We start from the raw sequence: 21,706 nt of genomic DNA, 5'->3' as shown, positions 1-21,706 counted from the left end.
TACCTGGACGGGGAAGGAGACACCGATGGCCAACCAGCAGCGAGATTCCTTGCCCGAGCCCGATACCTCCAAGAGCGATGACCTACCGAGGCCGCAGCCCGAGCCTTCCGCCGGATCAGTAGGCGCGATCGTGCCTCCGACAGCCGTCCCTCCCACAGCCGTCGCTGACGAACCGGGTGAATTCTCTGAGGGATTCTTTGGGCCGCAGACTGCGGAACTTGTCGGGATCAGCTACCGCCAGCTCGACCACTGGGCCCGCAAAGGGCTGGTGAGGCCGTCGGTCGCGGAGGCAGCAGGCAGCGGATCGCGCCGCCGCTATTCCTACAACGACCTCGTGGAACTGAAGATCGCCAAGAAGATGCGCGATCAGGGCATCGACCTGAAGTCAATCGCCCGGGCGTTCGACTACCTGCGCAACCAGCTCGGGGGTGAAGTCGCCTCAGCGACCATCGTCATCAGCGGCAGCGACGTGCTGATGGTCGACGACGACCAGGTGCTCAGCCTCCTGCGCCAGGGTCAGGCGGCGATGCTCAATGTGCTGTCGGTGGCAGGCGTTCGCCGAGAGCTGGATGCGGATGTGGTGAAGCTGTTCCCCGACGAGCCCATTGCCGTGCAGCTCAGCTTCGACATCGGGGACGAAGCCGACGCTGACAGCACCAGCTGACGCCCCGCAAACGTCCCGGGCCGGTGTTCAGTCGGCCCTCTTCAGTCGGGCTCGTCCGTCGATACGAACTGCAACGACGCCGAATTCATGCAGAAGCGGTCGCCTGTCGGTCGCGGTCCGTCGGGAAAGACGTGACCGAGGTGCGCCCCGCAGGCCTTGCACATCACCTCGGTACGGACCATGCCGTACGCGCGATCGGCCTCGGTGTCCACCGCATCGCCCGAGACGGGCTGAGTGAAGCTCGGCCAACCAGAACCACTCTCGAACTTCGTTTCTGAGCTGAACAACTCGGCGCCGCACACCACGCAGTGGTACCCGCCTTCGTCATGGTTGTCCCACGTCTCGCCCGTGAACGGCCGCTCGGTGCCTGCCTCCTGGGTGACGTGGTACTGCATCGGCGTGAGCCGCTCCCGCAGCTCGGATTCGCTGAACGTGACAGGGTCCTCGGTCATGGACACCACGGTAGTGACGTTGCTGACCGTCGGCAGGTCGCCATCGGACTGCTTGGAGGGTCCAGCTACGACGACGTGTCGGCGGGCCCAGTGCCGACGGGCCCTGTGCTGGCGGGTTCAGCACTGACGTTTCGCACGATGTCGATCATCTGGGCGAGCGTGTCCAAGCGATCGATGGCAGTGGGCCCCTCGGGCTGCAGGCGCAAGACGTCCACGCCGGCGTGTCGATACGCGCGCACCTGATCGGTGACCTGTTCGTGGGTCCCCAAGAAATTCGTCTCGGTGATCAGCCGATCCGGAACCGCTGTGGTGGCGGCGGCGCGATCGCCGTCGAGCCACAGGCGCTGCACCTCACGGCACTCCTCCTCGAAGCCCGCCCGGCGGTAGGCGTCGTTGTAGAAGTTGGCCGTGGCCGATCCCATCGCGCCCAGCGTGAAGGCGACGCCGGGACGCCGCGGTTCGATCAGCGCTTCAAGATCATCACCGAATTCGACGGCGCCCCCGGCCTGGCAGGCCACCGAACCTGGCGCACGCCCGGCCGCCGCGGCCCCCTCAAGCACCTGACCCCAGGTGACCTCGGGACAGCTCGGCACGAAGCACACACCCACCCAGCCGTCGGCAGCCTCACCGGTGTAGCGCAATGACTTGGGCCCAAGGGTCGCGAGCCAGATCTCGATGGTGTCATTGGCGGGTTGCGCGAGACGCAGAGACTTGCCCTGACCGCCCGGCAGTGGGAGGACATGGTGGCGGCCTTCGTGGGAGATCCGCTCGCCGGCGAACGCCTGGCGGCAGATGTCGACGGTCTCGCGCAGCCGCCCCAGCGGGTCGGCGAACGGCACCCCGTGGAGGCCCTCGACGACTTGAGGCCCACTGACGCCGAGTCCCAAGATGAAGCGGTCGCCCGTCATCGCAGCCATTGACAGCGCAGTCATGGCGGTCATCGCTGGGGCGCGGGCCGATATCTGCAGGATGCCGGTGCCGAGCTTCACCCGTTCGGTGACTGCGGCGAGGTACGCCAGCGTGCTGACGCCGTCCATGCCCCACGCCTCGGCCGACCACAAGATGTCCACGCCAAGACGCTCGGCCTCGCGCAGGAACTCGACCTGTTCGTCCCAATCACGGCGCTTGCCCGACGCCGGCCCCCCGAATCCAATGGCTGTGCGCATCAGCGCACCCTAGATGGGCTGTTCGATCAATAAGGTCCGACCAAGGGGGGGCTGTCTGTGTTGGTGGCCGAGGCATTTGCGCGACTCCCAGGCCAGGCGCTCGCTGAAGATTTCGGCGAGAGCGACCTATTCGCGTCGGCGGTTGTAGTCCATGACGAAGCTGGTGGGCGAGGTTCGCCGCAGACAGCCACGGCTGTCGTGGAGCTGGTGGTGACAGCGGAAACACAACAGCGTGAGATTGTCGATGTCGGTCCGCCCCCTCGCGGGAGCCTTCCACGGGACGATGTGATGGGCCTCACACCAACCGGGTGCCGCTTGACAGATCACGCAACCTCGATCGCGTGCAACGAGGGCACGCCATTGGGTGTCGGCGACGATCAGCAGCTGATTGCGGCGGCGTCCAGTCGTTCCGCTCGGCTTGGGCGAACCGCTGAGCCATATCGTCGATGATCGCCTTGAACGCGGCGCCGGTGGCGGGATCCATGAGAGTAGTGGCCTTGGTGAGGCCCTTGCGGTGTTCGCGCATCCACTCATTTGCGGCCCTCACCCAGCGGGGCTGCGACATTGGGCATTTCTGCCAGCGCGGAAGCGCGCCCAGCAGCACGCTTCGCCGCCGCCCCTGAGCAGCCAGACAAACGCCGAAGCACCGCCTCGCAGCCGTCGCCGAAGTCGTCCAGCCGGTTGATCCCCGCAGCAAAGCGCGCCCCGCAGGCCCAACAATCCCGCCCGAACTCTCGAGATCGGCCGGTGACTCGACTGGAAACACGCCCGGTCGCCCGGCCGCATCCGCATCGAAGCTCCCACCCATGACCGTCTCCATCGGTCGACGGCCCGAGACTGAACAACGGCAGTCAGCAGAGATGGCTGCTCAGGCGGGGTGCAGGGTCACGAGGCCGCCGAGCTGGGCGAGGTCTTGCAAGGCCTGGTCGTAGAAGAAGCGCGCCGAGCACGCATCACGCGCCCATGCTTCCTCGGCCGGAGTCGGGTTGCACCCAATGGCGCCGATGCTCAGGCCGCCCGTTGTCGCAGAGCTGATCGCCGTGCGGTTGCCGATGAGCAGTGCCTCGAGCGCATCACTGCGATCGCCGGGTTCGTCGAAGACAAACATCCGCTCGCCATCGGTCACGAAGGGCGTGACGTAGTACGTCCGGTCACCAGCGGGCGTCTCGGTATCGAGCCGCAGCATGAGCACACCGTCAAAGGGGGCGAACGGTGCTCGGGAGACGTGCGGCTGGTCTGGCACGGCGCGCAGCGTATCCAGCCGCCGCAGATTCATTAGGTTCGGGGCCACCGACCTGCGAGACCACAGGGGAGTTGCAATGGCACAGCGTCAATCGGGAATAGGCGACACCGAGTACTTCGGATTTGAGACCTCGTTGGCGGACAGCGGTGTCCTGACCGTCACGTTCAATCGACCCGAGACGATGAACGCCTCGAACGCGCCGATGAAACGGGACTTGGTCGAACTGCTGACCCAGGCACAGATGGACGACGACGTACGCGTGCTCGTGTTCACGGGCCAGGGTCGGGCCTTCTGGGCGGGCGACGACCTGCGCGGCTACGAGGAAGCCCATCCGGGCTCCACGGCGCCGATCTTCGGCGGCCACCACAACGCGCCGGGCACCTACAACGGACTGCGGACGATCTCGCAGGCCGTCAACACAGCGGTCCGCCATCTGGACAAGCTGACCGTCGCCGCGATCAATGGCTTCGCCATCCAGACCGGCTTCAGCTTCGCCTTGGCCTGCGACTTCCGCATTGCGGCACGCTCGGCTCGCATGGGTTCTGCAACGCTTCGCTTCGGCCTGCTGCCCGACGAGGGCGGCCAGTGGCTGCTGGTACAGCATCTCGGCGTGGCCCGCGCGACGGACTTCATGATGCGCAAGCGGATCGTCGATGCATCGGTGGCGCGTGAGCTGGGCCTGGTCCATGAGGTGGTCGACGACGACCAGTTGCCCGCAGCCACGGCCGAGCTCGCAGCCGAGCTGGCCGAGGGCCCCCAGGTGGCGATGCGCATGCTCAAGCGGTCGATCCTGCTGGCGGCGGAGATGACGTGGGAGCAATCTCTCGACGAGATCGCTTCGAAGACCGCAATCACCGATCACCTGCCCGATGCAGCAGAGGGCGTCTCGGCATTCCTGGCCAAGCGGCAGCCCGAGTTCAACGACTGGCTCCGCTGAGCCACGAAGAGCCTCGACGAGTCTCCCGCGGCGACCCTCGGTCCCACCCTCCTCAGTGAGAGTCGCGGTCAGGTGGCATACTGCCGCGCATGGCTGCATATTTCATTGCTCAGTACGTCGTGAAGGACGCCGATGCATATCGGCAGTACCAGAAGGCGGCAGCGCCCACGGTGCAAGCCGCAGGGGCCAAGCTGGTTGCGTTCGACGCGGCCTCCGAGGTGATGGAGGGCACCCCGCCAGGGCCCCAGACCATTGTCTTGGAGTTCCCTGATACCGAAGCCGCCAAGGCTTGGTACAACTCGCCTGAGTACCAGGAAATCGTCGGCATGCGTCTTGAGAACACCGAGGGTTTCTCCGTCCTGGCGCAGTCGTTCAACACCCGCTGAGCCGGAATTCCGGCCGTGAAGCGCGCCGAACAAATCGATCAGATCAAGACGCTGCTCGCGCGCCTCGACTCTGGCACCAACGTCGATGCCGGCGGTGTGCGTTACAACCCCACGTCGGCGTATGCCGATCCCGAACTCGCAGCGCTCGAGCAGCGGGAGTTCTTCGATCGATACCCCCAGATCGTCGGGCTGTCGGGTGACCTCCCCGGGCCGGGTTCGTTCATGACCTTCGACGAACTGAGCACGCCGGTTCTGCTCACGCGCTCAGCATCGGGGGACTTCAAGGCGTTCGTGAATGTCTGCCGGCACCGTGGCGTCGTCGTCGAAACAGCAGAGCGCGGCACCAAGCGGCGTTTTGCCTGCCCGTTCCACAACTGGACCTACGACGGCGACGGGACATTGGTGGGATTGCCGAAATCCGACCAATTCGGGGAGCTGGACCGCTCAGAGCTCGGCCTGGTCCCGTTGCCTGCGGTCGAGAAGCACGGCCTGCTGTGGGTGCATCCGGTGCCCGGCGGCGTCATCGATCCCGACGAGCTGTTGGGTGCCGAATTGGCAGCCGACCTCGCCGATTGGGAACTCGGCGAGCTGAGGTGGCTCGGCGGCGACCGGTACGACGTGGCGTGCAACTGGAAGCTCGCCATGGACACCTTCGGCGAGACCTACCACTTTCCGGTGCTGCATGCCGACACGCTGTATGGGGCCTTCTACGGCAACGTGCAGTGCTATGACACCTTCGGCCGGAATCACCGGATGCTGCTGTGCCGACGCGAGATCGACGACGTGCGCAAGCTGTCGCCCGACGACTGGGATCTGTGCACCGCCACACTGCCGGTGTACTGGCTGTTCCCGAATGTTCAGTTCATCCCGTCAGGCAGTGTTGTGTACGTGGTCCGTGCCTATCCCGACGCCCGGTACCCGGGGCGGCACATCAGCCGCATCTCGTTCTACTTGCGACCTCACGTTTCGCTCGACACAGCGTCTGACGCTGCATCAGATGCAGACGCCGCTCACTTCGCCGAGGAGGTCGCTCGTGGTTTCGGGAACATCATCCGCGATGAGGACTACGCGATGAGCGCCAGCCAGCAGCGCTCAGCCAGCAGTGGGGCGCTTGAGCACGTCGTGTTCGGACGCAACGAGCCGGCATTGCATCACTTCCACAACACCTACCGAGCGGCGCTCGGCAAAGAACTGTTGCCGTTGCACCCGACGCCCTGATCGGGCCTCGGACGAGGCACGGACCGCAGCTCAGGCTGCCACCAGCTCTTCGAGCGCGCCGAGCAGCATCCTGACGTTGCGCATCCGGGCTGTGTGGCCCATACAGCCGATGCGCCACACCTTTCCTGCCACGGGACCCAGCCCGCCGCCCACCTCGATGCCGTAGCGCTCGAGCAGGGTACGCCGCCCGGCGACGTCGTCGAGTCTCGCTGGCAGCGTGACGGTGGTCAGCTCGGGCAGCCGGTGACCCTCTTGGGCCCACAGCTCGAAGCCCAGTTCCGGCAGGCGGGCGTGCAGCTCATCGCCGCAGGCCTGATGGCGTGCCCAAGCGTTGTGGAGCCCCTCATCGAGCACCGCTCCGAGGCCGGCGTGCAGCGCGTAGAGCATCGAGATCGGGGCCGTGTGGTGGTAGGCGCGAGCGCCCTCCCCGACGACATAGGCCCGGATCATGTTGAGGTCGAGGTACCAGCTCTGGGGCTTGGCCACGAGTGATTCGAGAGCGCGGTCGCTGACAGTGAGGGGGGCAAGGCCCGGTGGCACCCCGAGACACTTCTGGGTGCCGCTGTAAGCGATGTCGGTGCCCCATCCGTCGATGTCGACCGGGATCCCGCCCAACGACGTGACGCAGTCGACAAGCAACAGTGCATCACCCTTCGCCTCACCGAGCGGAGCGATGTCGTTGCGCACACCCGTGGAGGTCTCCGCATGCACAACCGCGATGATCTTGGGTGAGGGGTGCGCGTCGATGAGCCGCTGGGGGTCGATAGCGCGGCCCCACGGCTCCTCGACGGCGACAACATTTGCACCGCATCGTGAAGCGACGTCACACATACGGGTGCCGAAGACGCCGTTGACACCGATGACGACGGTGTCGGCGGGCTCCACGAAGTTGCAGAAGGCGGCCTCCATGCCCGCCGAACCGGTGGCGCTCACGGGGAACGTCAGCAGGTTCTGGGTCTGCCAGACGGCTCGAAGGCGCGCGTTGATCTCGTCCAGCAGAGCAATGAACTCGGGATCGAGGTGGCCGAGCACCGGTCGGGTGAAGGCTTCGATGACTTCGGGATAGGGGTTGGACGGCCCCGGCCCCATCAGGATGCGGTCGCTATGGGTCACGGGCCCGCACGGTACCGCTCGAGCGGGGGAGCCGTGACGACACCGGGACGGACTACGGGCCCCTAGTCCCTCGGCAGGATTCCGCGGGCAACGTTGACGGATGTGTGAATCCGGGACTGGCCGCTGGTGCGTTGCGTCCTGCCGTGCGACGGCAAGAGAGCCGCGATCTCGTTCTGAACGGTGGTGGAAATCGCGTTGGTCCCGCCAATGATGCGAACCAACCCCGGCTGGACGAGTCTGAGAAGTTCTTCTGTTTCGGCCGGCAGCATGCCGGGCGCCGTGTAGACGACAGCCGAGTAGGGCAGGCGCGCCGCCAACGTTGCGGCAATGCCGATGTCGGGCGGCCTCCATCCATTGGCGACGATCAGCACTGCGTTCCCCGCACGCGTGCCGTCGAGGGCCAAGCGGGCGGCTCGGACTGACGTCTCGACACGCGTCGCTCCCGTGATGCGCTTGATGTCCGCAAACGGCTCGGAGGCGGCCAGCGACTGGCGCACTGCCTCGGACACGGCGGTCTCACCGCCGATGATCGCAATGAGGTGAACGGTTCGGACGTCGAGGAGCGCCCGGACTGCAGCCGGAAGGCGGTCACCTTCGGTGTAGACGACCGCGGCGCCTGTTGTGCGGGCTGCGAAGGCCGCAGCAACTCCGACGTCCGCTGGACTCCAGCCATTGGCAACAAACAGCGTCGTCCATTCCCCGCTGGAGCGCTTGCGTTGCCACTCCCACCTCAGATTGGCGATGTCGCCGTCACCGCAGTTCCCGGCGTCGGCTGCGATTCCGACAGTGACACGCTTCCGAATTCATTGAGGTCAGCGACAGTGACCCGGACACGCTGCGTGGCCGTGAAGCTGCCATCGGAAACGCGGACGTCGACCTCATAGGTGTTATCGAGATTCGCATCGGCCGGCGCATTGGCGTCCGGGAACTGCTGGAACCTCAGCTTGCCGCGCGTGCTGATCTGAAGATCATCTTCGTCGGGCCCGCCGAGGCTCCAGCTGAGCGCGCCGCGGTCAGGATCGTATGCGCCGAACAAAGCGACCTCGGTGTTGCGTTCGTCGATATGCACGACGCGGGGGCCGGTCAGCACGGGTGCTTGCGGCTGGTCTTGAACAGTGATGGTGACGGGTCGTTGAGCCCTCGCATCCGACGGGTCCACAGCGTTGACCGTGAGCTAAAACGCTTGGCCCGGATATCCCTCGAGCGGCGCATGTGTGCCGATCTGACCTGTTGTCGCGTCGATCCTGAAAGAGCCGTTGCCCACGCCGCTCAGGGAGTAGACGAGGGGATCGTCACCGTCGTCATCGGCGCTGACGGGGGGCCCGACGGCGTAGCCGGCTGGATCGGTCTCTGGTACCGATCGTTGCACTGCCGCAGTCGAGTCGAAGTTGGGGGCCGTGTTGCTGGAGGGCTCCGCACGTACCGCGCTGTTCCATGTGAACCGCTCCGTCTTGTTGTCGCCCTCACCGTCGTTGTAGCTGACGTTGACGCGTAGGTATCGGCCCTGGTCGCCCGATGTCGGGTAGTACGAACTTGACGTGGCGTCGCTGATCGTCGACCAGCTGACACGGTTCGACGAGCGTTGCCAACTCCGCTGCGTGCCTGTCACGCTGCCGTCGGGATCGCCGAAGCTCAGATGCACCGAGTTGCCTACTTGCGGGTACAGCCCGAAGGGGCGCAGTTCCGGACTCTCGTCGATATTCGAGACCTTGACGGTTACGGCGAGCGAACCGGTGTGGTCGCCGTCGAACGCTTCGACGGTGATCCCGAAGACGTTGTCCCGATTCGCGTCGGCGGCCGACTCGAAATCCGGCGTCTTGGCAAATTTCAGCTGGCCGAACGCGTCGATCACAAAATCAGCGCCGTCGCTCCCCGCGACACTCCACTCGACATCCCCGGACTCAGGATCGTCGACGGAGTACCGACCGATGATCGAGGTGTCATCGGTGTACAGCTCATCTCGCTCGATCGAGGTGTCGCCGCTCACGGTCGGTGCCTCGTTCACGTCCCGCACTCCGATGCGCACCGCCCGCGAGGTGGTCAGCGCGCCATCGGACGCCTCGATGCTGACCTCGTACACGCCGTCGCGGTCAACGTCGCCGGGCTGTTCGAAGTCCGGGGCGCTGTCGAGGCTCAACACACCGTCGTCACCCAGGCTCAGCGATCCGGAGTCACCGCCGCCGAGTGTCAGGGTCACCGTGGCATCTTCAGGATCGATCGCCCGGTATCGGCCCAGTTCGCCAGAGATGTTCTCCGACAGGCTGAATGCACGGGGACCCAGCAGCACCGGTGCTTCGTCGATGCCTGTGACCGACACGGCGATCGCGAGCGAGACTGTGTTTGATCCGTCGGATGCCTGGACCAGCAGGTCGTAGCTGTTGTCCCTGCCTTGGTCTGTCGGCGACTCGTAGTCGGGTGGCACGGCGAAACGCAGCGCGCCGTGGCTGTGGATTTCGAATGCCTGTCTGTCGGTCCCTGCCACCGACCAGGTGATCTCGTCGCCTTCAGGATCGACGGCGGAGTAGTAACCCAGGACGGTGTCGACGTTCTCGGTTGTTGTTGCGGTGGCCGGACCGGTCACCGTGGGCTCCTCGTCCACGTCGAGGATCGTGACGGTCACGTCGATCGTCGTGTCGGTCGACGTGTCCGGTTCCCCGTCGCGGTCAGTGCCGTCGTGCACCGAGACCGTGAGGGAGTGAGTCTCTTGGGATTCCCGATCGAGGGTTGCATTAACACGCAGCTGTCCCGACGATGCATCGATCTGGAAATTGCCCGCGTCGGTGCCCCCGAGCGAGTACGTCAGCGGATCGCCGTCGCGATCCACCGCAGCCACGGGCCTGCCCACGGAGGTTCCCACGGTCGCGCCTTCTAAGACGTTGCGCAGTCCGGATTCCGAGGTCCGGAAGATCGGCTTGGCTCGGCAGTACGGGAGCCCGAGCTTGGCGATGTCGTGTTTCGCGACATACGACAACGATCCGGGCACGCAACCAGTCAAATTGTTGTCGGCGAGTCTGAGTTCTTCCAGCTACACCAGCTTCTCGAGCTTGATGGGGATGTCGCCCGTGAGGTACAGCACCTTGAGGTTGGAGAGATTTCCCAGCTGTGAAGGAATGTGGTCGAGCAGGTCGGTGCCGGAGAGATCCAGATGGCGGAGATTGGTGAGATTGCCGATCGATGCCGGGATGCTTCCGCTGAGGTCGTTCGAGGCCATGGAGATCGTGGTGAGGCCGCTCAAGCTGCCCAGTTCGGTTGGGATCGTGCCGCTCAAACCGGCGCTACAACTCCTGCAAATGCCAACACGAACGCCGCGAACGCCAGTCTCGAGCGTTGACGGCGCGTTGAAGCCGCGCCGCGCGAGCCCGAAGTCTGCATGGCGGGTCCCACCAGTCGCGTGATCAAGACCCCGACCGCGCGATCAGCAGCCGAGATGACTCGGAGTAGAGAGCCGGATATGAAATGCAGCGGCAATCAGCGGTTGAGGACGGGGTGTCCGCAGTGTGCGCGCACCGAGCTGGATCAGTTCAAACGACGGCTTAGGACCGGTGATCAGGTGGGCGCAGCAGGGCAATGAGGCTGGACGTGTCCCAGCGGCCGCCGCCAAGTTCCCCGATGCGTTTGTAGAACTGGTCAACCAGCGCGGTGACCGGCAACCGAGCGCCGTTGCGCTGTGCCTCAGACAGCACGATGCCGAGGTCCTTGCGCATCCAGTCGACAGCGAAGCCGAAGTCGAACTCGTCAGCCATCATCGTCGTGCCGCGGTTGGACATCTGCCAAGAGCCGGCAGCGCCCTGCGAAATTGTGTCCAGTACGGCGTCGAGATCGAGTCCTGCCCGGCGACCGAACTCCAGGCCTTCGGACAGTGCTTGGACCAGCCCGGCAATGCAGATCTGGTTCACCATCTTGGTGAGCTGCCCCGAGCCCGCGGGCCCGATGAGCGTCACCGCTCGTGCGTAGGCGTCCATGATCGGGCGAGCCCGTTCGAAGTGCTCGGCGGCGCCACCGCACATGACGGTCAGGACGCCGTTGCGAGCGCCCGCTTCGCCGCCTGACACCGGTGCGTCGACGAAGCCCACCCCACGCGCAGCGCCCTCATCAGACAGCTCTCGTGCAAGGGCGGCCGAGGCGGTGGTGTGATCGACGAGGATCGAGCCCTCGCTCATTGCCGCCAAAGCCCCGTCATCGCCGTAGGCGACGGCTCGCACGTCGTTGTCGGCGCCCACGCACATGAACACGATCTCCGCCGCGTCGGTGGCGTTCGAGGGCGTCGTAGCGATTGTTCCGGGGTGTTCGTCGGACCACCGCTGCGCGACGCTCGTGGTGCGATTGAACACCGTGACACGGTGGCCCGCCGCGGCGAGATGGCCGGCCATCGGGTAGCCCATCACGCCGAGCCCGATGAATGCGACGTCGGTGGGCTCTGGCGTGGACTGCGTGGCGTGGTCGGGGGAGTCTTGGCTCATCTTGCGGTCCTCCGGTGGTCGGGTGTTGCCGTGCGGCGCTCCGCCAGCATCGCCTTCACCTCGTGCTTACGTACTTTGCCCAAGGCGGTGCGAGGCAGCTCGTCGAGCCAGATGACGGCCTTGGGCTGCTTGAAGCGCGCGAGCTGCCCGTCGAACAGGCGCAGCAGGGCTGCTGCGGTGGCATCGTCGGACTCAGCATCGTCGGACCCGGCTTTGTGGCCGAGCGTGTCTGCAGACGGTGCTGCACGCACCGCCACGATCACCGGAACCTCGCCCCAACGTTCATCGGGTACTCCCACGACGGTGGTTTCCGCGACGAGGTCGCTGCGGGCGAGCACCTCTTCGAGTTCTGCCGGGTAGATGTTCTCGCCACCGGAGATGATCATGTCCTTGCGCCGGTCGTCGATGAAGATCCATCCGCCGGCGTCAGCATGACCGACGTCGCCAGTCCGGAACCAGCCGTCGGTGATTGCCTCTGCGGTTCCCAGCGGGTCCCGCCAGTACTCTCGCAGAACGCTTTGCCCGCGTACCCAGAGCTCGCCGTGCTCGCCAGGCAGCGCATCGTTGCCTGTGTCGGTGACGATGCGCACCTCGCACATCGTCGAAGGCTTTCCGCACGAACCCGGATGGCCGGCCGCTTCGTCGCAGCGCAGGTGTACGGCAATCGGGGCCGTTTCGGTCGAACCGTAGATCTGCCCGACCGGCAGGCCCCGCTCGAAGTACGGCCCGGTGACGGCACTGGGCACAGGTGACGATCCCGTCATGATCCCGCGAAGCGAGCCGAGATCGGCGCTCGCGAAGCGCGGGTGAGCGGCAACGGCGGCGAGCGCTGCTGGAACCAGCACCGTCCAGGTGGGCTGCCACCGCTCGACGTCGGAAAGAAACAGGCCGGGATCGAAGGCGCGATGGATCAGCACCGCCGCTCCGCCCAGTACTGCAGGGAGTGTCTGGATGTTCAGCCCGCCGACGTGGAACAACGGAATGGCCGTCAGCACCCGATCAGCGCTGGTGAGGTCGTGTGCGTGCGTGGAGTTGACGGCATTGGCTGCCATGGCCGCTTGGTCCAGCAGTGCGCCCTTGGGGTGTCCGGTGGTACCTGAGGTGTATGCCAGCAGCACCGGGTGTGCCGACGTGCCCCGGCGCGCAGGTGCCCCTTTCGGGGCGCTGAAGCCGTGGGGCTCATCAGGCACGACGAGGGTGTCGCATTGCGTGCCGATCAATGCCGCGTGCTCTTCGAATTCAGTGTCGACGGCCAGCAGGCTCGGTCCGGCGTGGTCGAGGATCCACCGGTGCTCGGGCGGTGCCAGGCGCGAGTTCAGGGGGAGGTAGATGGCGCCCAGCCAGGAACAGCTGAGCATCAACCTCAGTGCGGCTGGCCGATTCGGACCGAGCCACGCCACGCGGTCGCCCTCGCCGATGCCCGCAGCCGCCAGCCAGCCGGCAGCAGCGGCGATCTGGTCGGCGAAGGAGCCATAGGTGTGCTCGACCCCTTCGAATACGAGAGCGGTCGCGTCCGGGCAGTGGTCGGCCCAGCGCTCGACGCGGGCTGCAAGGTCAGCTCCGGTAGCCAGCGGGCGGGGGTCGCTCACAGTGCTGGCTGGTAGGGATCGGTTGGCAGGTCGCTGGCGCTTGTGCTCAGGCCAGATCGCCTTGCAGCACACCGGAGATCACGACCGCCTCGCCATCGAGCAGCACGCTGTGATTCCGCATCGGCAAGTCGAAGTGCCCGAGCGTGTGGCGGCCGGCGTGCTCGTTCGCCCCCGTGGAGTACAGGAAGTTGCCGGCGAAGGCCCGTTGTTCGGTGCCGTTGGTCTGGCTTCGGTCGTACATCGACATGGTGTCCCAACGCGCGCCCGGGTTCATGCCCCATCCCACGTGGCTGGTCGCGTATGCCTCCCGGTCGCCCCAGGCGTCGGTGTAGCTGCGGAACAGCGCAGCGTCAGTGCCGGTGCCTTCCACTTCGACGACGTAGTCGTCGCTGATGTGCAGCGTGACCGGTGACTCGATATAGCGCTTGAACGTGAGGTTCATGTCGCCGCGGTCCATCACGATGGTGCCGTTCACGGTTCCGGCCTTGGGGAATGCGAGGCACAGACCGCCGGGCCAATGGCTGATCGTTCCCGGCCGCGAGGTGTAGCCCCAGCCGCCCCCGCACGGGGCCTCGCTCACGTCGACGACCAGGTCGGTGCCTGCGGCCGAGGTCACAGCCATCTCGCGAGCCCCGATCAGTTTCTTGATGCCGACCTTCACCTTCGGCTCGAGGTCAGGCGCCGGCAGGAGTCGCTCCAAGGCCTCTGGGTGCTCGTTGGAGACCATCAGAATCCGGGTGCCCTCGCCGAGGATCTTCGGGAGCTCCGGTGCGTGCAGCAGTCCCTCCACCGTGCAGTCGACGACAAAGTCCACAGCGCCGAGGGCTGCAATGACCGCCGTCGAGCCGGCGATCGCATCCGACGCTCCCGTTGACCTCACGGGTACCGGCGCCGATTGGCGCGGCGTGGGCACGATGACGTGGATAGGTGGTGTGCCGAGGCGATCCAGCGCCAGTTCAGCGAGGTTCACGTTGACGACCCTGCTCTGGCTCTCCGACAGGATTGCGGCAGTTTGCGGCGACTCGACGCCGCACATCTCGAAGACTGACGAGAAGGCGTCAATCCATTTCGCTTCGATTCGTTCGACCAGCATCCGGTCCTCCAGTCTCCCGACAACGCCAAGCTAGAAGGTCGCAGAGCCTGTGTGTTCTGCGAAGCGGGAGCTATCGGTTCAGGCCGCTTCGACAGCGGTGAGATGGGCAGCGTCGTTGAAGCGACGCACTTGCCAGCGTCGCCCTTTGTCGCCGTCGAGCAGCCCGTTGTCGCCGTCAAGCAGCTCGAGCTCGGTGATCGAGGTCACCGCAGTGACCACGCCGACGCCCGGCTGGGCGGGCGGGATGCCGAATGCCATCGCCATTGCTGCGGACACGATTCCGCCATGGCACCCCACGAATACCGTGGCGCCCGGATGCGATGCTGCAATGTCATTCAGCACTTGCGCAACTCTGTGACGGAACCCGGCTCGGCTCTCCCCACCGGGTACAACCGGTGCGTAGGGCTGCCCGTCAGAGCGGACGAAAGCGAATTGCTGACGTGCGGCCTCCCACGTCATGCCGTCGATGGGACCAAGACGCATTTCCTCGAGGTCGTCATGGATGCGAATGTCGAGGTTGCCCCGCTCGCCCCCGCCCAGTGCCGGCAGCACGATGTCAGTCGTCTGCACAGCTCGGGGCAACGGCGACGTGTACACGAAGTGCACCTCAGGTTCGCGCCCGGCCGCGAATCTGTCACGGAGTGCTGCAGCCTGAGCATGACCGCGGTCGGTGAGGCCGCGGCATCCCTTGGGTCCGCCGACGATTCCCTCAGCCATTGCCACTGATTCACCGTGCCGCACAATCAGCAGCCGCGAGAGCAACTGCTCGTCAGCCATTTCGCCTGCTGCCGACATCCACACCGGAGAACTCTAGGACCGGCCTCGCGAGACCAGTCCCCTCCTGCGCTGGCTAGCGCAACGGGAGAGGTGAACCGATGTGCTGGGAGCGACCGATTCTCCGCTGGGGCCGCGCCGGCATTGCAGCAGTCGGATCGGTCGGCGTCGCATCGGCATCAAGGTCCATGGGTTCCATCGTGACGGGGTCGAACACCGCCACGGCACCGCTTCGGACGTTGCGGGCAATCCACACTTCAGCGATGCACTCTGCCTCCGCCGCTGCTGATTCGGCAGCATCGGCGAGGCGTTCTGCGGGCCGGGAGAACACGAGCGCTTGAATGCCAACGCTTGCCGCAGCTGCGGGATGGGTATAGCCAGCTCGTTCCAGTTGTTCGACCGTCGAAGCAACGGTGAGGTCGGCACCTTCCGCATACACACTGAATTCATAGGTTCTCGTCACGACCACTCCGCCTTCCGTTCCCACAATTGATGCCGGGACCTCAGGCCGGATGGCAATGTGCCCGGCGAGCGTGCGCACTTTAGCCGTGCCGACTCGGTTGCTGTCAAGTGCATTATCTTCGATCTATTTCTTCGATGGCTGTGTTGTCTCGATCAATGTCGATATAAAGCGCTCACCCCGACGCTCGAATCACCTGTGCGACGGAGCGAGTGCTCGCTCAACCCCTGGCGACGCGCCCTGCGCGCACCTGCGCCGTAACCTGCGAAACCGCAGCGCAGAACCGTCGGAGGCAGTGATGGGATCGATTGAGGCGGAAGTCGAGCCGACCGAGGTGGGGTTCGACCCTGCCCGGCTGGGACGCATCACAACGCACCTGAATCGCTACGTCGACGATGGCCGCCTGCCCGGCGTCTCGGCACTCGTGACGCGCGGCGGCAAGATCGCGTACACCCATCGCTATGGCGATCGGGATTGCGAGCGGTCCCTGCCGGTCACGTCCGACACGATCTATCGCATCTACTCGATGTCCAAGCCGATCGTGTCGATCGCAGCGATGCAACTGTACGAACAGGGCCTCTTCCAGCTCACGGACCCGGTGTCACGCTGGATTCCGTCGTTCGCGAACGCGCGCGTCTTCGCGGGCGGCAACGTGATGCAGTACCAGACAACCGAACCGGCCAGCGAGGTCACGATCCACAGCCTGTTGACCCACACCTCGGGCCTGACGTACGACTTTCACTTCGCGAACGAGGTCGATGCGCTCTACCGGGCAAACGGTTTCAACTGGGGGGCTCCCGGCAATCTCGAAGAAACCTGCGAAGCCCTCGCATCGCTCCCGCTGCTGTTCGATCCGGGTACCGAGTGGAACTACAGCTACTCCACCGACGTGCTGGGCCGGGTTGTCGAGCTTGTCTCTGGCCAATCCCTCGACGAGTACCTGGTCGAGCATGTGACCGGACCGCTGGGCATGGCCGACACGGGCTTCGAAGTGCCCCGTGCCGACGTTGAGCGCTTCGCGGCCAACTACACGACAGCCGTCCTGGCAGCGCGCAACTTTGCGGGCAACACGGGCCCAGCGATGCCGGCGTACCGCCTCGACGACCCGGGCCTGCGACGCTCCCTCCTGGACGATCCGTGCACGTCTGCCTACTTGGCGCCGCCCAAGATCCTCTCGGGCGGCGGCGGCCTGGTGTCGACCATGGGGGATTACCACCGGTTCACCAAGATGCTGCGAAATGGCGGTGAGCTGGACGGGGCCCGCATCATCGGGCGGCGCACCCTCGAATTCATGGCCAGCAATCACCTTCCGGGCGGGACTGACCTCACCGAGTGCGGCCGGGCCTTGTTCTCCGAGGCGGCGTTCGACGGCGTGGGCTTCGGGCTGGGCTTCTCGGTCGTGCTTGACCCTGCGAAGGCCAAGGTCGTGTCCAGCAAGGGTGAGTTCGCTTGGGGAGGCGCCGCATCGACGGCCTTCTGGGTGGACCCGGTCGAGGACATCACCGTCGTCTTCCTGACGCAGCTGCTGCCCTCGAGCACCCATCCCATCCGGCCTGAGCTGAAGGCGCTCGTCTACCAGGCACTCGTGTGATGCCGAATGCCGCTGATCCGAGCACTTTCGATCTCGTCATCGTGGGCAGCGGTTCGGCGAACTCGATCCCGGGCCCGGAGTTCGACGACTGGTCGATCGCACTCGTCGAGCGCAGCACGTTCGGGGGCACCTGCCTGAATGTCGGGTGCATTCCGTCGAAGATGTTCGTGTACGCGGCCGATGTGGCCGACACGATCCACACAGCCGCCACGTACGGCATCTCCGCCTCGTTCGACGGTGCTGACTGGCCCGCCATCCGCGATCGCGTCTTCGGCCGCATCGACCCGATCGCGGAGGGGGGCAAGGTGTTCCGCTGCGGGACCGCATGCCCGAATATCGACGTGTTCTTGGGCTTGGGACACTTCATCGGCGACCGTGAGCTTGAAGTCCAGCTGAACGATGGGGGCACGACTCGCATCCGCGGTCGCCACGTTGTGCTGGGCGCCGGTGCGCGACCGTTCATACCGCCGTTCCCTGGCCTCGATCGCACGCCGTACCACACGTCGGACACCGTCATGCGGCTCGACGAGCTGCCGAAGCGGATGATCGTGCTGGGCGGCGGCTACATCGCTGCCGAACTGGGCTACGTGTTCTCGGCTCTGGGCACCGAGGTGACCATGATCAACCGCAGCGAGCGGTTGCTGCGGGCTGAGGACGACGATGTGTCGCAGGCATACACCAGCGCAGCGCAGCGGCACTTCGATCTGCGGCTGGGCGCGACGATCACCCAGGTGAGTCCTGAGCCGAGCGGCGGCGTCTCGATGGAGCTGAGCGCCGGTGGGGAGCGCCAGCGGGTGAGTGCCGATGTCCTGCTGGTGGCCACCGGACGGGTTCCCAATGGCGACCTGCTGAATCTCGACGCGGCCGGGGTGGCCCACGACGGCGGCCGCGTGCTGGTCGACGAGCATTTCCGGGCGAGCGCGCCGGGAGTGTGGTCCTTCGGCGACCTTGCCAGCGAGATCCAGCTCAAGCATCTCGCCAACGCCCAGGTGCGCGCGCTCCGGCACAACCTGCTCGTGGCCGAGGGCGCCGCAGACGGCCCCATGCGCTCGGTGCCGGAACGGCTGGTACCCCATGCGGTGTTCTCTCACCCGCAGGTCGCGTCTGTCGGCTTGACCGAGCGGGACGCCCGAGCGGCCGGTCTGCCGATCTCGGTAGCGAACAAGCCATTCGGCCACACCGCCTACGGCTGGGCCATGGAAGACCACGCCAGCTTCGCCAAGCTGATCGCGCATGCCGAGACCCGCGAGCTGCTCGGTGCCCACATCATCGGCCCGCAGGCCTCCACGCTGATCCAGCAGCTCATCTCGGGCATGACATTCGGCCAGACCGTCGACCAGATGGCGCACGACCAGTTCTACATCCACCCTGCCTTGACCGAGGTCATCGAGAACGCGTTGCTCGAGCTGTAGCCGACGGGGCTACTCGACCCGGCGGGCGTCAGGCGAAAGAGCCTCAGACAGCCTCAGGCGCAGCAGTGCCGATGGCAGGACCGGGCTTGTAGTCGTCGGAGCAATCGCGGGGAGCGGACGCTGCAAGCTCCTTCAGCTCCGCCAGAGTGAGCGCCTTGGCAGTCCTGGGAGTCGGGGACTTGCGCATGGCGCGCTTGCGGTCAGTTCGCATCGGGACTCTCTCCTTCCTCCGACGGCCTCGGGACGCTCTGGCGCCCCCGGTTTGTCGGGCTCGGTGCCCCAAGCCCCTCAGGGAGTCCCGGATCGCCGCTCAGCGTGCCTGGCTCGTCGCTGTCATTCCTGACGGGTTCTGCTGGCGCTGGGGCAGGCTCCTTGAGCGTCTTGGGAGCTGGCGGGGGCACGTGCCGAATGTGCTGGACCGTCGTGCGGTAGAAGCCGTCCACGGCCTGAGCCACAGAAACCGCAAAACTGTTCTTTGCTGTAGCGGAGCGCGAGCGGCCCATCTCGGAGAGCTGAGTCACCCGGAACCTCGCAGGCGGGCGCTGAGTGCTCGTGAAGGCCCTCGCAGGGTCCTTCTCAGCTCATCGAGCGTTGCCAGCTCCGGATTGGAGGATCGTTCCGCAAACGCCTCGATGACAAGCTCGCCGGGCGCCTCCCGCAGCTCTCGCAGGAGCCAGCTCACCCGGCCTTTGGCACCCTTGTTGGTCGGTGCGCCGAAGTCGGCTTGCAGCATGATCCGCCCTGACCTCAGGTCCGCAGTCACGGACAGGTCCGAGATGGCTCCAGGGATGCGGAGCTGACCTGTCAACTTCCCCTCATCGCACAACTGCTCGGCCATTTCCTTTTCCCTCAACGCAGGGTCGCTCCTGTGAGCGCGGGGAATGGGCTCGGACACATCGGAACGAAGCGCAGCGGCAAGGTCCAAAGCGCACGAATGCAGCAGTTGATCCCAGCGTTTGCAGATGTCGTGCACTTCCGCCGTAGGCCGCGACAGCAGACCGTCTCGAGTACCTTGCCAAACCGTCGTCCACCCCTTGCCCATGTCACGCGACTGAGCAACCCCAGACCTTCCGTGGTGCAAGTAGCGAATCAGTTCAGCAAGCAGCCAAGCCTGCTCGTCCCGGTCTTCACCTCAATCAGCGCTGTGAACGAACGCCCCCGACTCCTCACAGTCACAATCCCGTCAGGCCGCAACCCCTCCCCGTCGGCAGTCTCAAAAGGCACCTCAGTCCACGCCAGCACCTCGGCCGACTCAGACAGGCTCGCGCCCAACGGACCGAGCAGGCGTTTTGAGAGCGGGCGCACGACTTGCAGAACCGACAGCAGCGCCGAAGTCGCCCGGACCTCCTGCTCCGCCTCCTGTCTCAACCCCGACACGGCAAACAGACGCGCCCGAAACTGCTCCTCAATCATCGGCCTGTCCCTTCAGCCACAAGGCACGCAGTTTCGCGCAATCCCTCGACCCATGAGTGTCAGATTTAGGATGTACAGCAGCGGGCGGGGCTACTCGACCCGGCGGGCGTCGGGAATCAGATTGATCTCCCAGATCACTTCTTCCAGCCGGTCCTCGGCTGAGACGGCCTCATAACGGCACGGCCGCTCAGCGGTGACCGTCGACGGCGCCGGCGTGAGGATGACCGACGGCCGGGGGTGGCAGAACTGCACGACGCTGAGCCGGCCGGAGCGCTGGTCGGGGTCGGCTTTCACCCGGTGCCAGCCGGCTCCGATCAGGCCGTTGGTGGCGTGCTCCAGCATGATGCCCGAGTTCACGATGACGTGGTCGGACGGCGGCGCCGCGTCCACCCACTCGCCGTCGATGCGCACTTGCAGGCCTCGCTCGCTCGCGCGGGGCAGGGCAGTGATGAGATTGATGTCGGTGTGCTCGTCTGCCCAGATGTGACCCTCAGCGCCGCCGCCTGGAGCACTCGACATCGGCGGGTAGTGGATGGCTCGGCTGAGGTGGGTGCCGTAGGTGGTCATCGTGTCGAAATAGGTCTCGTGGGCACCGATGCCCTCGGCGATGACCCGCAGGAATCGCCGTTGCAAGTCCACGAGCCTGCAGTGGAATTCGGTGAGGACTTCGCCTGCGCCGGCAATGTCGGCGTCCGGGAAGACGGACGGTCGGTACCAGCGCGCGTACTTGACCGTGAGCGGATGGCCGGCCGGCGGCAGGTCGCTCCAGTTGAACATCTCCTTCCAGTCGGGCAGATCGGAGACGGCGGCGGTCTCGGTGAGCGGTCCGGTGTAGCCGCGGGCCCCAAATGACTCAGTGTCGACATAGCGCGCCTTGGCGTCAGCTTCGAGCGCGAAGAATCTCCCGAGTACGCCGTAAGCGTCGTCGAGCAAGCCGCCGGACAGGTCGTGGGCCGTGTAGACGAAGCCGGTTCGCAGGCTCGCCATGACGCCGTCGGTGACGGCTCGTCGCTGCGTCGCTGAGCCTCGCTCGAATGCGAGCAAGTCCACATCGAGGATCTCGTCCATTGCGCTCCTCAGTGCCGCTGCTGGTTTGCTCGCCATTGCTCGTAGCGCGCCGGGTCGGTCCAGGCGCCAGTCTCCGCGTCGAAGCGAGCGGCCTCGGGGACCATCATGCCCGGATCGGTCGTGCGGGCCAGCGTGCTTGACGCTTGGCCCACCCAGTCCGGCAGGTCGAGCAACAGGTGGGCGGGACAGTCCTGTGGCGGACGGGCTGCGATCGCCACCTCCGGCAGTGATGCGATCGATGCGTCGCGGCTGGCCGGATCATTGCCGTAGAAGACCGGGTCGTGAATCTGATGCCACTTGTCGGCCCCCATCACGATCACGTCGAAGCCGGCCGCGATGTCGGACAGCAGCTGCACGTCGGTGACGACGATCTCCAGCCAGTCGAGTCGCGACCCAACCTCGTTGAGCACGTCGACACGATCTTCCAGGCTCGGGCGCTGTACGTCCTCCTTGGCGAGCGCCACACGGCTCACCGACCACACGAGCTCATCGAGGCAATGCTGGTCCCGAGCCGCCTCGCTGATGGCGACGTGGGCTCTGGTCGGTGGGTTGAACGAGCCAGGGAACACGCCGCGGCGCAACGCGTCGCCTGCCCCCGACGCCGAGGATGCGGCAGCATGCGGTGCCGCTGCGGGATCGCTGGCCGGATCGTGCGAAGCGACCATGG

The 21,706-nt window shown here is 65.7% G+C and carries 26 protein-coding genes; 6 read left to right on the top strand and 20 right to left on the bottom strand.

The window, feature by feature from the left end:
• The first annotated feature begins 25 nt into the window (after nt 1–25).
• Entirely contained in the window at nt 26–664 is a 639-nt protein-coding gene (locus ACOCMM_RS13405; protein WP_419553640.1) for a MerR family transcriptional regulator, read from the top strand.
• 41 nt (nt 665–705) lie between these two features.
• Here ACOCMM_RS13405 and msrB read toward each other — a convergent pair whose 3' ends face one another.
• The 5 genes from msrB to ACOCMM_RS13380 all read right to left on the bottom strand — a co-directional run bounded on the left by msrB (nt 706) and on the right by ACOCMM_RS13380 (nt 3,525).
• Nucleotides 706–1,116, bottom strand: coding sequence for a peptide-methionine (R)-S-oxide reductase MsrB (msrB, locus tag ACOCMM_RS13400; protein ID WP_419553639.1), 411 nt, complete (start codon nt 1,114–1,116; stop codon nt 706–708).
• 65 nt (nt 1,117–1,181) lie between these two features.
• Nucleotides 1,182–2,282, bottom strand: coding sequence for an LLM class flavin-dependent oxidoreductase (locus ACOCMM_RS13395; protein ID WP_419553638.1), 1,101 nt, complete (start codon nt 2,280–2,282; stop codon nt 1,182–1,184).
• A gap of 126 nt (nt 2,283–2,408) precedes the next feature.
• On the bottom strand, nt 2,409–2,609 hold the full coding sequence (locus ACOCMM_RS13390; RefSeq protein WP_419553637.1) for an HNH endonuclease signature motif containing protein: 201 nt from the start codon (nt 2,607–2,609) through the stop codon (nt 2,409–2,411).
• On the bottom strand, nt 2,578–2,829 hold the full coding sequence (locus ACOCMM_RS13385) for a hypothetical protein (protein WP_419554928.1): 252 nt from the start codon (nt 2,827–2,829) through the stop codon (nt 2,578–2,580). Before ACOCMM_RS13385 ends, ACOCMM_RS13390 begins: the two co-directional genes overlap by 32 nt.
• Nucleotides 2,830–3,150: 321 nt before the next feature.
• Nucleotides 3,151–3,525, bottom strand: a complete 375-nt coding sequence (locus ACOCMM_RS13380) for a hypothetical protein (RefSeq protein ID WP_419553636.1) — start codon at nt 3,523–3,525, stop codon at nt 3,151–3,153.
• Between the two features lie 76 nt (nt 3,526–3,601).
• On the opposite strand from ACOCMM_RS13380, the gene ACOCMM_RS13375 reads away from it, so the two are divergent.
• The 3 genes from ACOCMM_RS13375 to ACOCMM_RS13365 all read left to right on the top strand — a co-directional run bounded on the left by ACOCMM_RS13375 (nt 3,602) and on the right by ACOCMM_RS13365 (nt 6,066).
• The gene (locus tag ACOCMM_RS13375; protein WP_419553635.1) at nt 3,602–4,462 is read left to right on the top strand and encodes an enoyl-CoA hydratase/isomerase family protein; all 861 of its coding nucleotides are present in this window, start codon (nt 3,602–3,604) and stop codon (nt 4,460–4,462) included.
• Between the two features lie 89 nt (nt 4,463–4,551).
• Complete coding sequence (locus tag ACOCMM_RS13370; protein ID WP_419553634.1) at nt 4,552–4,848, top strand: DUF1330 domain-containing protein; 297 nt, start codon at nt 4,552–4,554, stop codon at nt 4,846–4,848.
• A gap of 15 nt (nt 4,849–4,863) precedes the next feature.
• Complete coding sequence (locus ACOCMM_RS13365) at nt 4,864–6,066, top strand: aromatic ring-hydroxylating oxygenase subunit alpha (RefSeq protein ID WP_419553633.1); 1,203 nt, start codon at nt 4,864–4,866, stop codon at nt 6,064–6,066.
• 30 nt (nt 6,067–6,096) lie between these two features.
• On the opposite strand, the gene ACOCMM_RS13360 is transcribed toward ACOCMM_RS13365, so the two are convergent.
• From ACOCMM_RS13360 to ACOCMM_RS13315, 10 genes are all read right to left on the bottom strand, one after another.
• Nucleotides 6,097–7,179, bottom strand: coding sequence for a pyridoxal-phosphate-dependent aminotransferase family protein (locus ACOCMM_RS13360; RefSeq protein WP_419553632.1), 1,083 nt, complete (start codon nt 7,177–7,179; stop codon nt 6,097–6,099).
• Between the two features lie 62 nt (nt 7,180–7,241).
• On the bottom strand, nt 7,242–7,913 hold the full coding sequence (locus tag ACOCMM_RS13355; protein WP_419554883.1) for a cell wall-binding repeat-containing protein: 672 nt from the start codon (nt 7,911–7,913) through the stop codon (nt 7,242–7,244).
• Complete coding sequence (locus tag ACOCMM_RS13350) at nt 7,910–8,338, bottom strand: cadherin repeat domain-containing protein (RefSeq protein WP_419553631.1); 429 nt, start codon at nt 8,336–8,338, stop codon at nt 7,910–7,912. The genes ACOCMM_RS13355 and ACOCMM_RS13350 overlap by 4 nt, the downstream gene beginning before the upstream one ends.
• A 15-nt stretch (nt 8,339–8,353) precedes the next feature.
• The gene (locus ACOCMM_RS13345; RefSeq protein ID WP_419553630.1) at nt 8,354–10,162 is read right to left on the bottom strand and encodes a cadherin domain-containing protein; all 1,809 of its coding nucleotides are present in this window, start codon (nt 10,160–10,162) and stop codon (nt 8,354–8,356) included.
• 42 nt (nt 10,163–10,204) lie between these two features.
• Complete coding sequence (locus tag ACOCMM_RS13340) at nt 10,205–10,447, bottom strand: hypothetical protein (RefSeq protein WP_419553629.1); 243 nt, start codon at nt 10,445–10,447, stop codon at nt 10,205–10,207.
• A 265-nt stretch (nt 10,448–10,712) separates the two neighbouring features.
• The gene (locus ACOCMM_RS13335) at nt 10,713–11,639 is read right to left on the bottom strand and encodes an NAD(P)-dependent oxidoreductase (protein WP_419553628.1); all 927 of its coding nucleotides are present in this window, start codon (nt 11,637–11,639) and stop codon (nt 10,713–10,715) included.
• Nucleotides 11,636–13,228 carry a class I adenylate-forming enzyme family protein gene (locus ACOCMM_RS13330; RefSeq protein WP_419553627.1) on the bottom strand — a complete coding sequence of 531 codons (1,593 nt, stop codon included), beginning with the start codon at nt 13,226–13,228 and terminating at the stop codon, nt 11,636–11,638. Before ACOCMM_RS13330 ends, ACOCMM_RS13335 begins: the two co-directional genes overlap by 4 nt.
• 46 nt (nt 13,229–13,274) lie before the next feature.
• Nucleotides 13,275–14,321, bottom strand: a complete 1,047-nt coding sequence (locus ACOCMM_RS13325; protein ID WP_419553626.1) for a peptidase M29 — start codon at nt 14,319–14,321, stop codon at nt 13,275–13,277.
• A gap of 78 nt (nt 14,322–14,399) precedes the next feature.
• Nucleotides 14,400–15,116, bottom strand: a complete 717-nt coding sequence (locus ACOCMM_RS13320) for a histidine phosphatase family protein (protein ID WP_419554882.1) — start codon at nt 15,114–15,116, stop codon at nt 14,400–14,402.
• 55 nt (nt 15,117–15,171) lie between these two features.
• Entirely contained in the window at nt 15,172–15,558 is a 387-nt protein-coding gene (locus ACOCMM_RS13315; RefSeq protein ID WP_419553625.1) for a hypothetical protein, read from the bottom strand.
• 295 nt (nt 15,559–15,853) lie between these two features.
• Here ACOCMM_RS13315 and ACOCMM_RS13310 point away from each other — a divergent pair, with 295 nt between their 5' ends.
• Together ACOCMM_RS13310 and ACOCMM_RS13305 are read left to right on the top strand one after the other, a co-directional pair.
• On the top strand, nt 15,854–17,146 hold the full coding sequence (locus ACOCMM_RS13310) for a serine hydrolase domain-containing protein (protein ID WP_419553624.1): 1,293 nt from the start codon (nt 15,854–15,856) through the stop codon (nt 17,144–17,146).
• Nucleotides 17,146–18,558, top strand: a complete 1,413-nt coding sequence (locus tag ACOCMM_RS13305) for a mycothione reductase (protein WP_419553623.1) — start codon at nt 17,146–17,148, stop codon at nt 18,556–18,558. The genes ACOCMM_RS13310 and ACOCMM_RS13305 overlap by 1 nt, the downstream gene beginning before the upstream one ends.
• A gap of 43 nt (nt 18,559–18,601) precedes the next feature.
• On the opposite strand, the gene ACOCMM_RS13300 is transcribed toward ACOCMM_RS13305, so the two are convergent.
• The 5 genes from ACOCMM_RS13300 to ACOCMM_RS13280 form a co-directional block, all read right to left on the bottom strand.
• Nucleotides 18,602–18,769 (bottom strand): hypothetical protein, encoded by a 168-nt coding sequence (locus tag ACOCMM_RS13300; protein ID WP_419553622.1) that lies wholly within the window; start codon nt 18,767–18,769, stop codon nt 18,602–18,604.
• A gap of 306 nt (nt 18,770–19,075) precedes the next feature.
• Nucleotides 19,076–19,396 (bottom strand): hypothetical protein, encoded by a 321-nt coding sequence (locus ACOCMM_RS13295; RefSeq protein WP_419553621.1) that lies wholly within the window; start codon nt 19,394–19,396, stop codon nt 19,076–19,078.
• Between the two features lie 251 nt (nt 19,397–19,647).
• Nucleotides 19,648–19,971, bottom strand: coding sequence for a hypothetical protein (locus ACOCMM_RS13290; protein ID WP_419553620.1), 324 nt, complete (start codon nt 19,969–19,971; stop codon nt 19,648–19,650).
• Nucleotides 19,972–20,061: 90 nt separating this feature from the next.
• On the bottom strand, nt 20,062–21,039 hold the full coding sequence (locus tag ACOCMM_RS13285; protein ID WP_419553619.1) for an isopenicillin N synthase family dioxygenase: 978 nt from the start codon (nt 21,037–21,039) through the stop codon (nt 20,062–20,064).
• An 8-nt stretch (nt 21,040–21,047) separates the two neighbouring features.
• A complete protein-coding gene (locus tag ACOCMM_RS13280) occupies nt 21,048–21,704 on the bottom strand; it encodes a hypothetical protein (RefSeq protein ID WP_419553618.1) in 657 nt (218 codons plus the stop codon).
• Nucleotides 21,705–21,706 lie beyond the last annotated feature (2 nt).

This window comes from Candidatus Poriferisodalis sp., assembly GCF_965198245.1.
Lineage (GTDB): Bacteria > Actinomycetota > Acidimicrobiia > Acidimicrobiales > Poriferisodalaceae > Poriferisodalis.
This window is presented reverse-complemented; position numbering and strand designations above follow the sequence as displayed.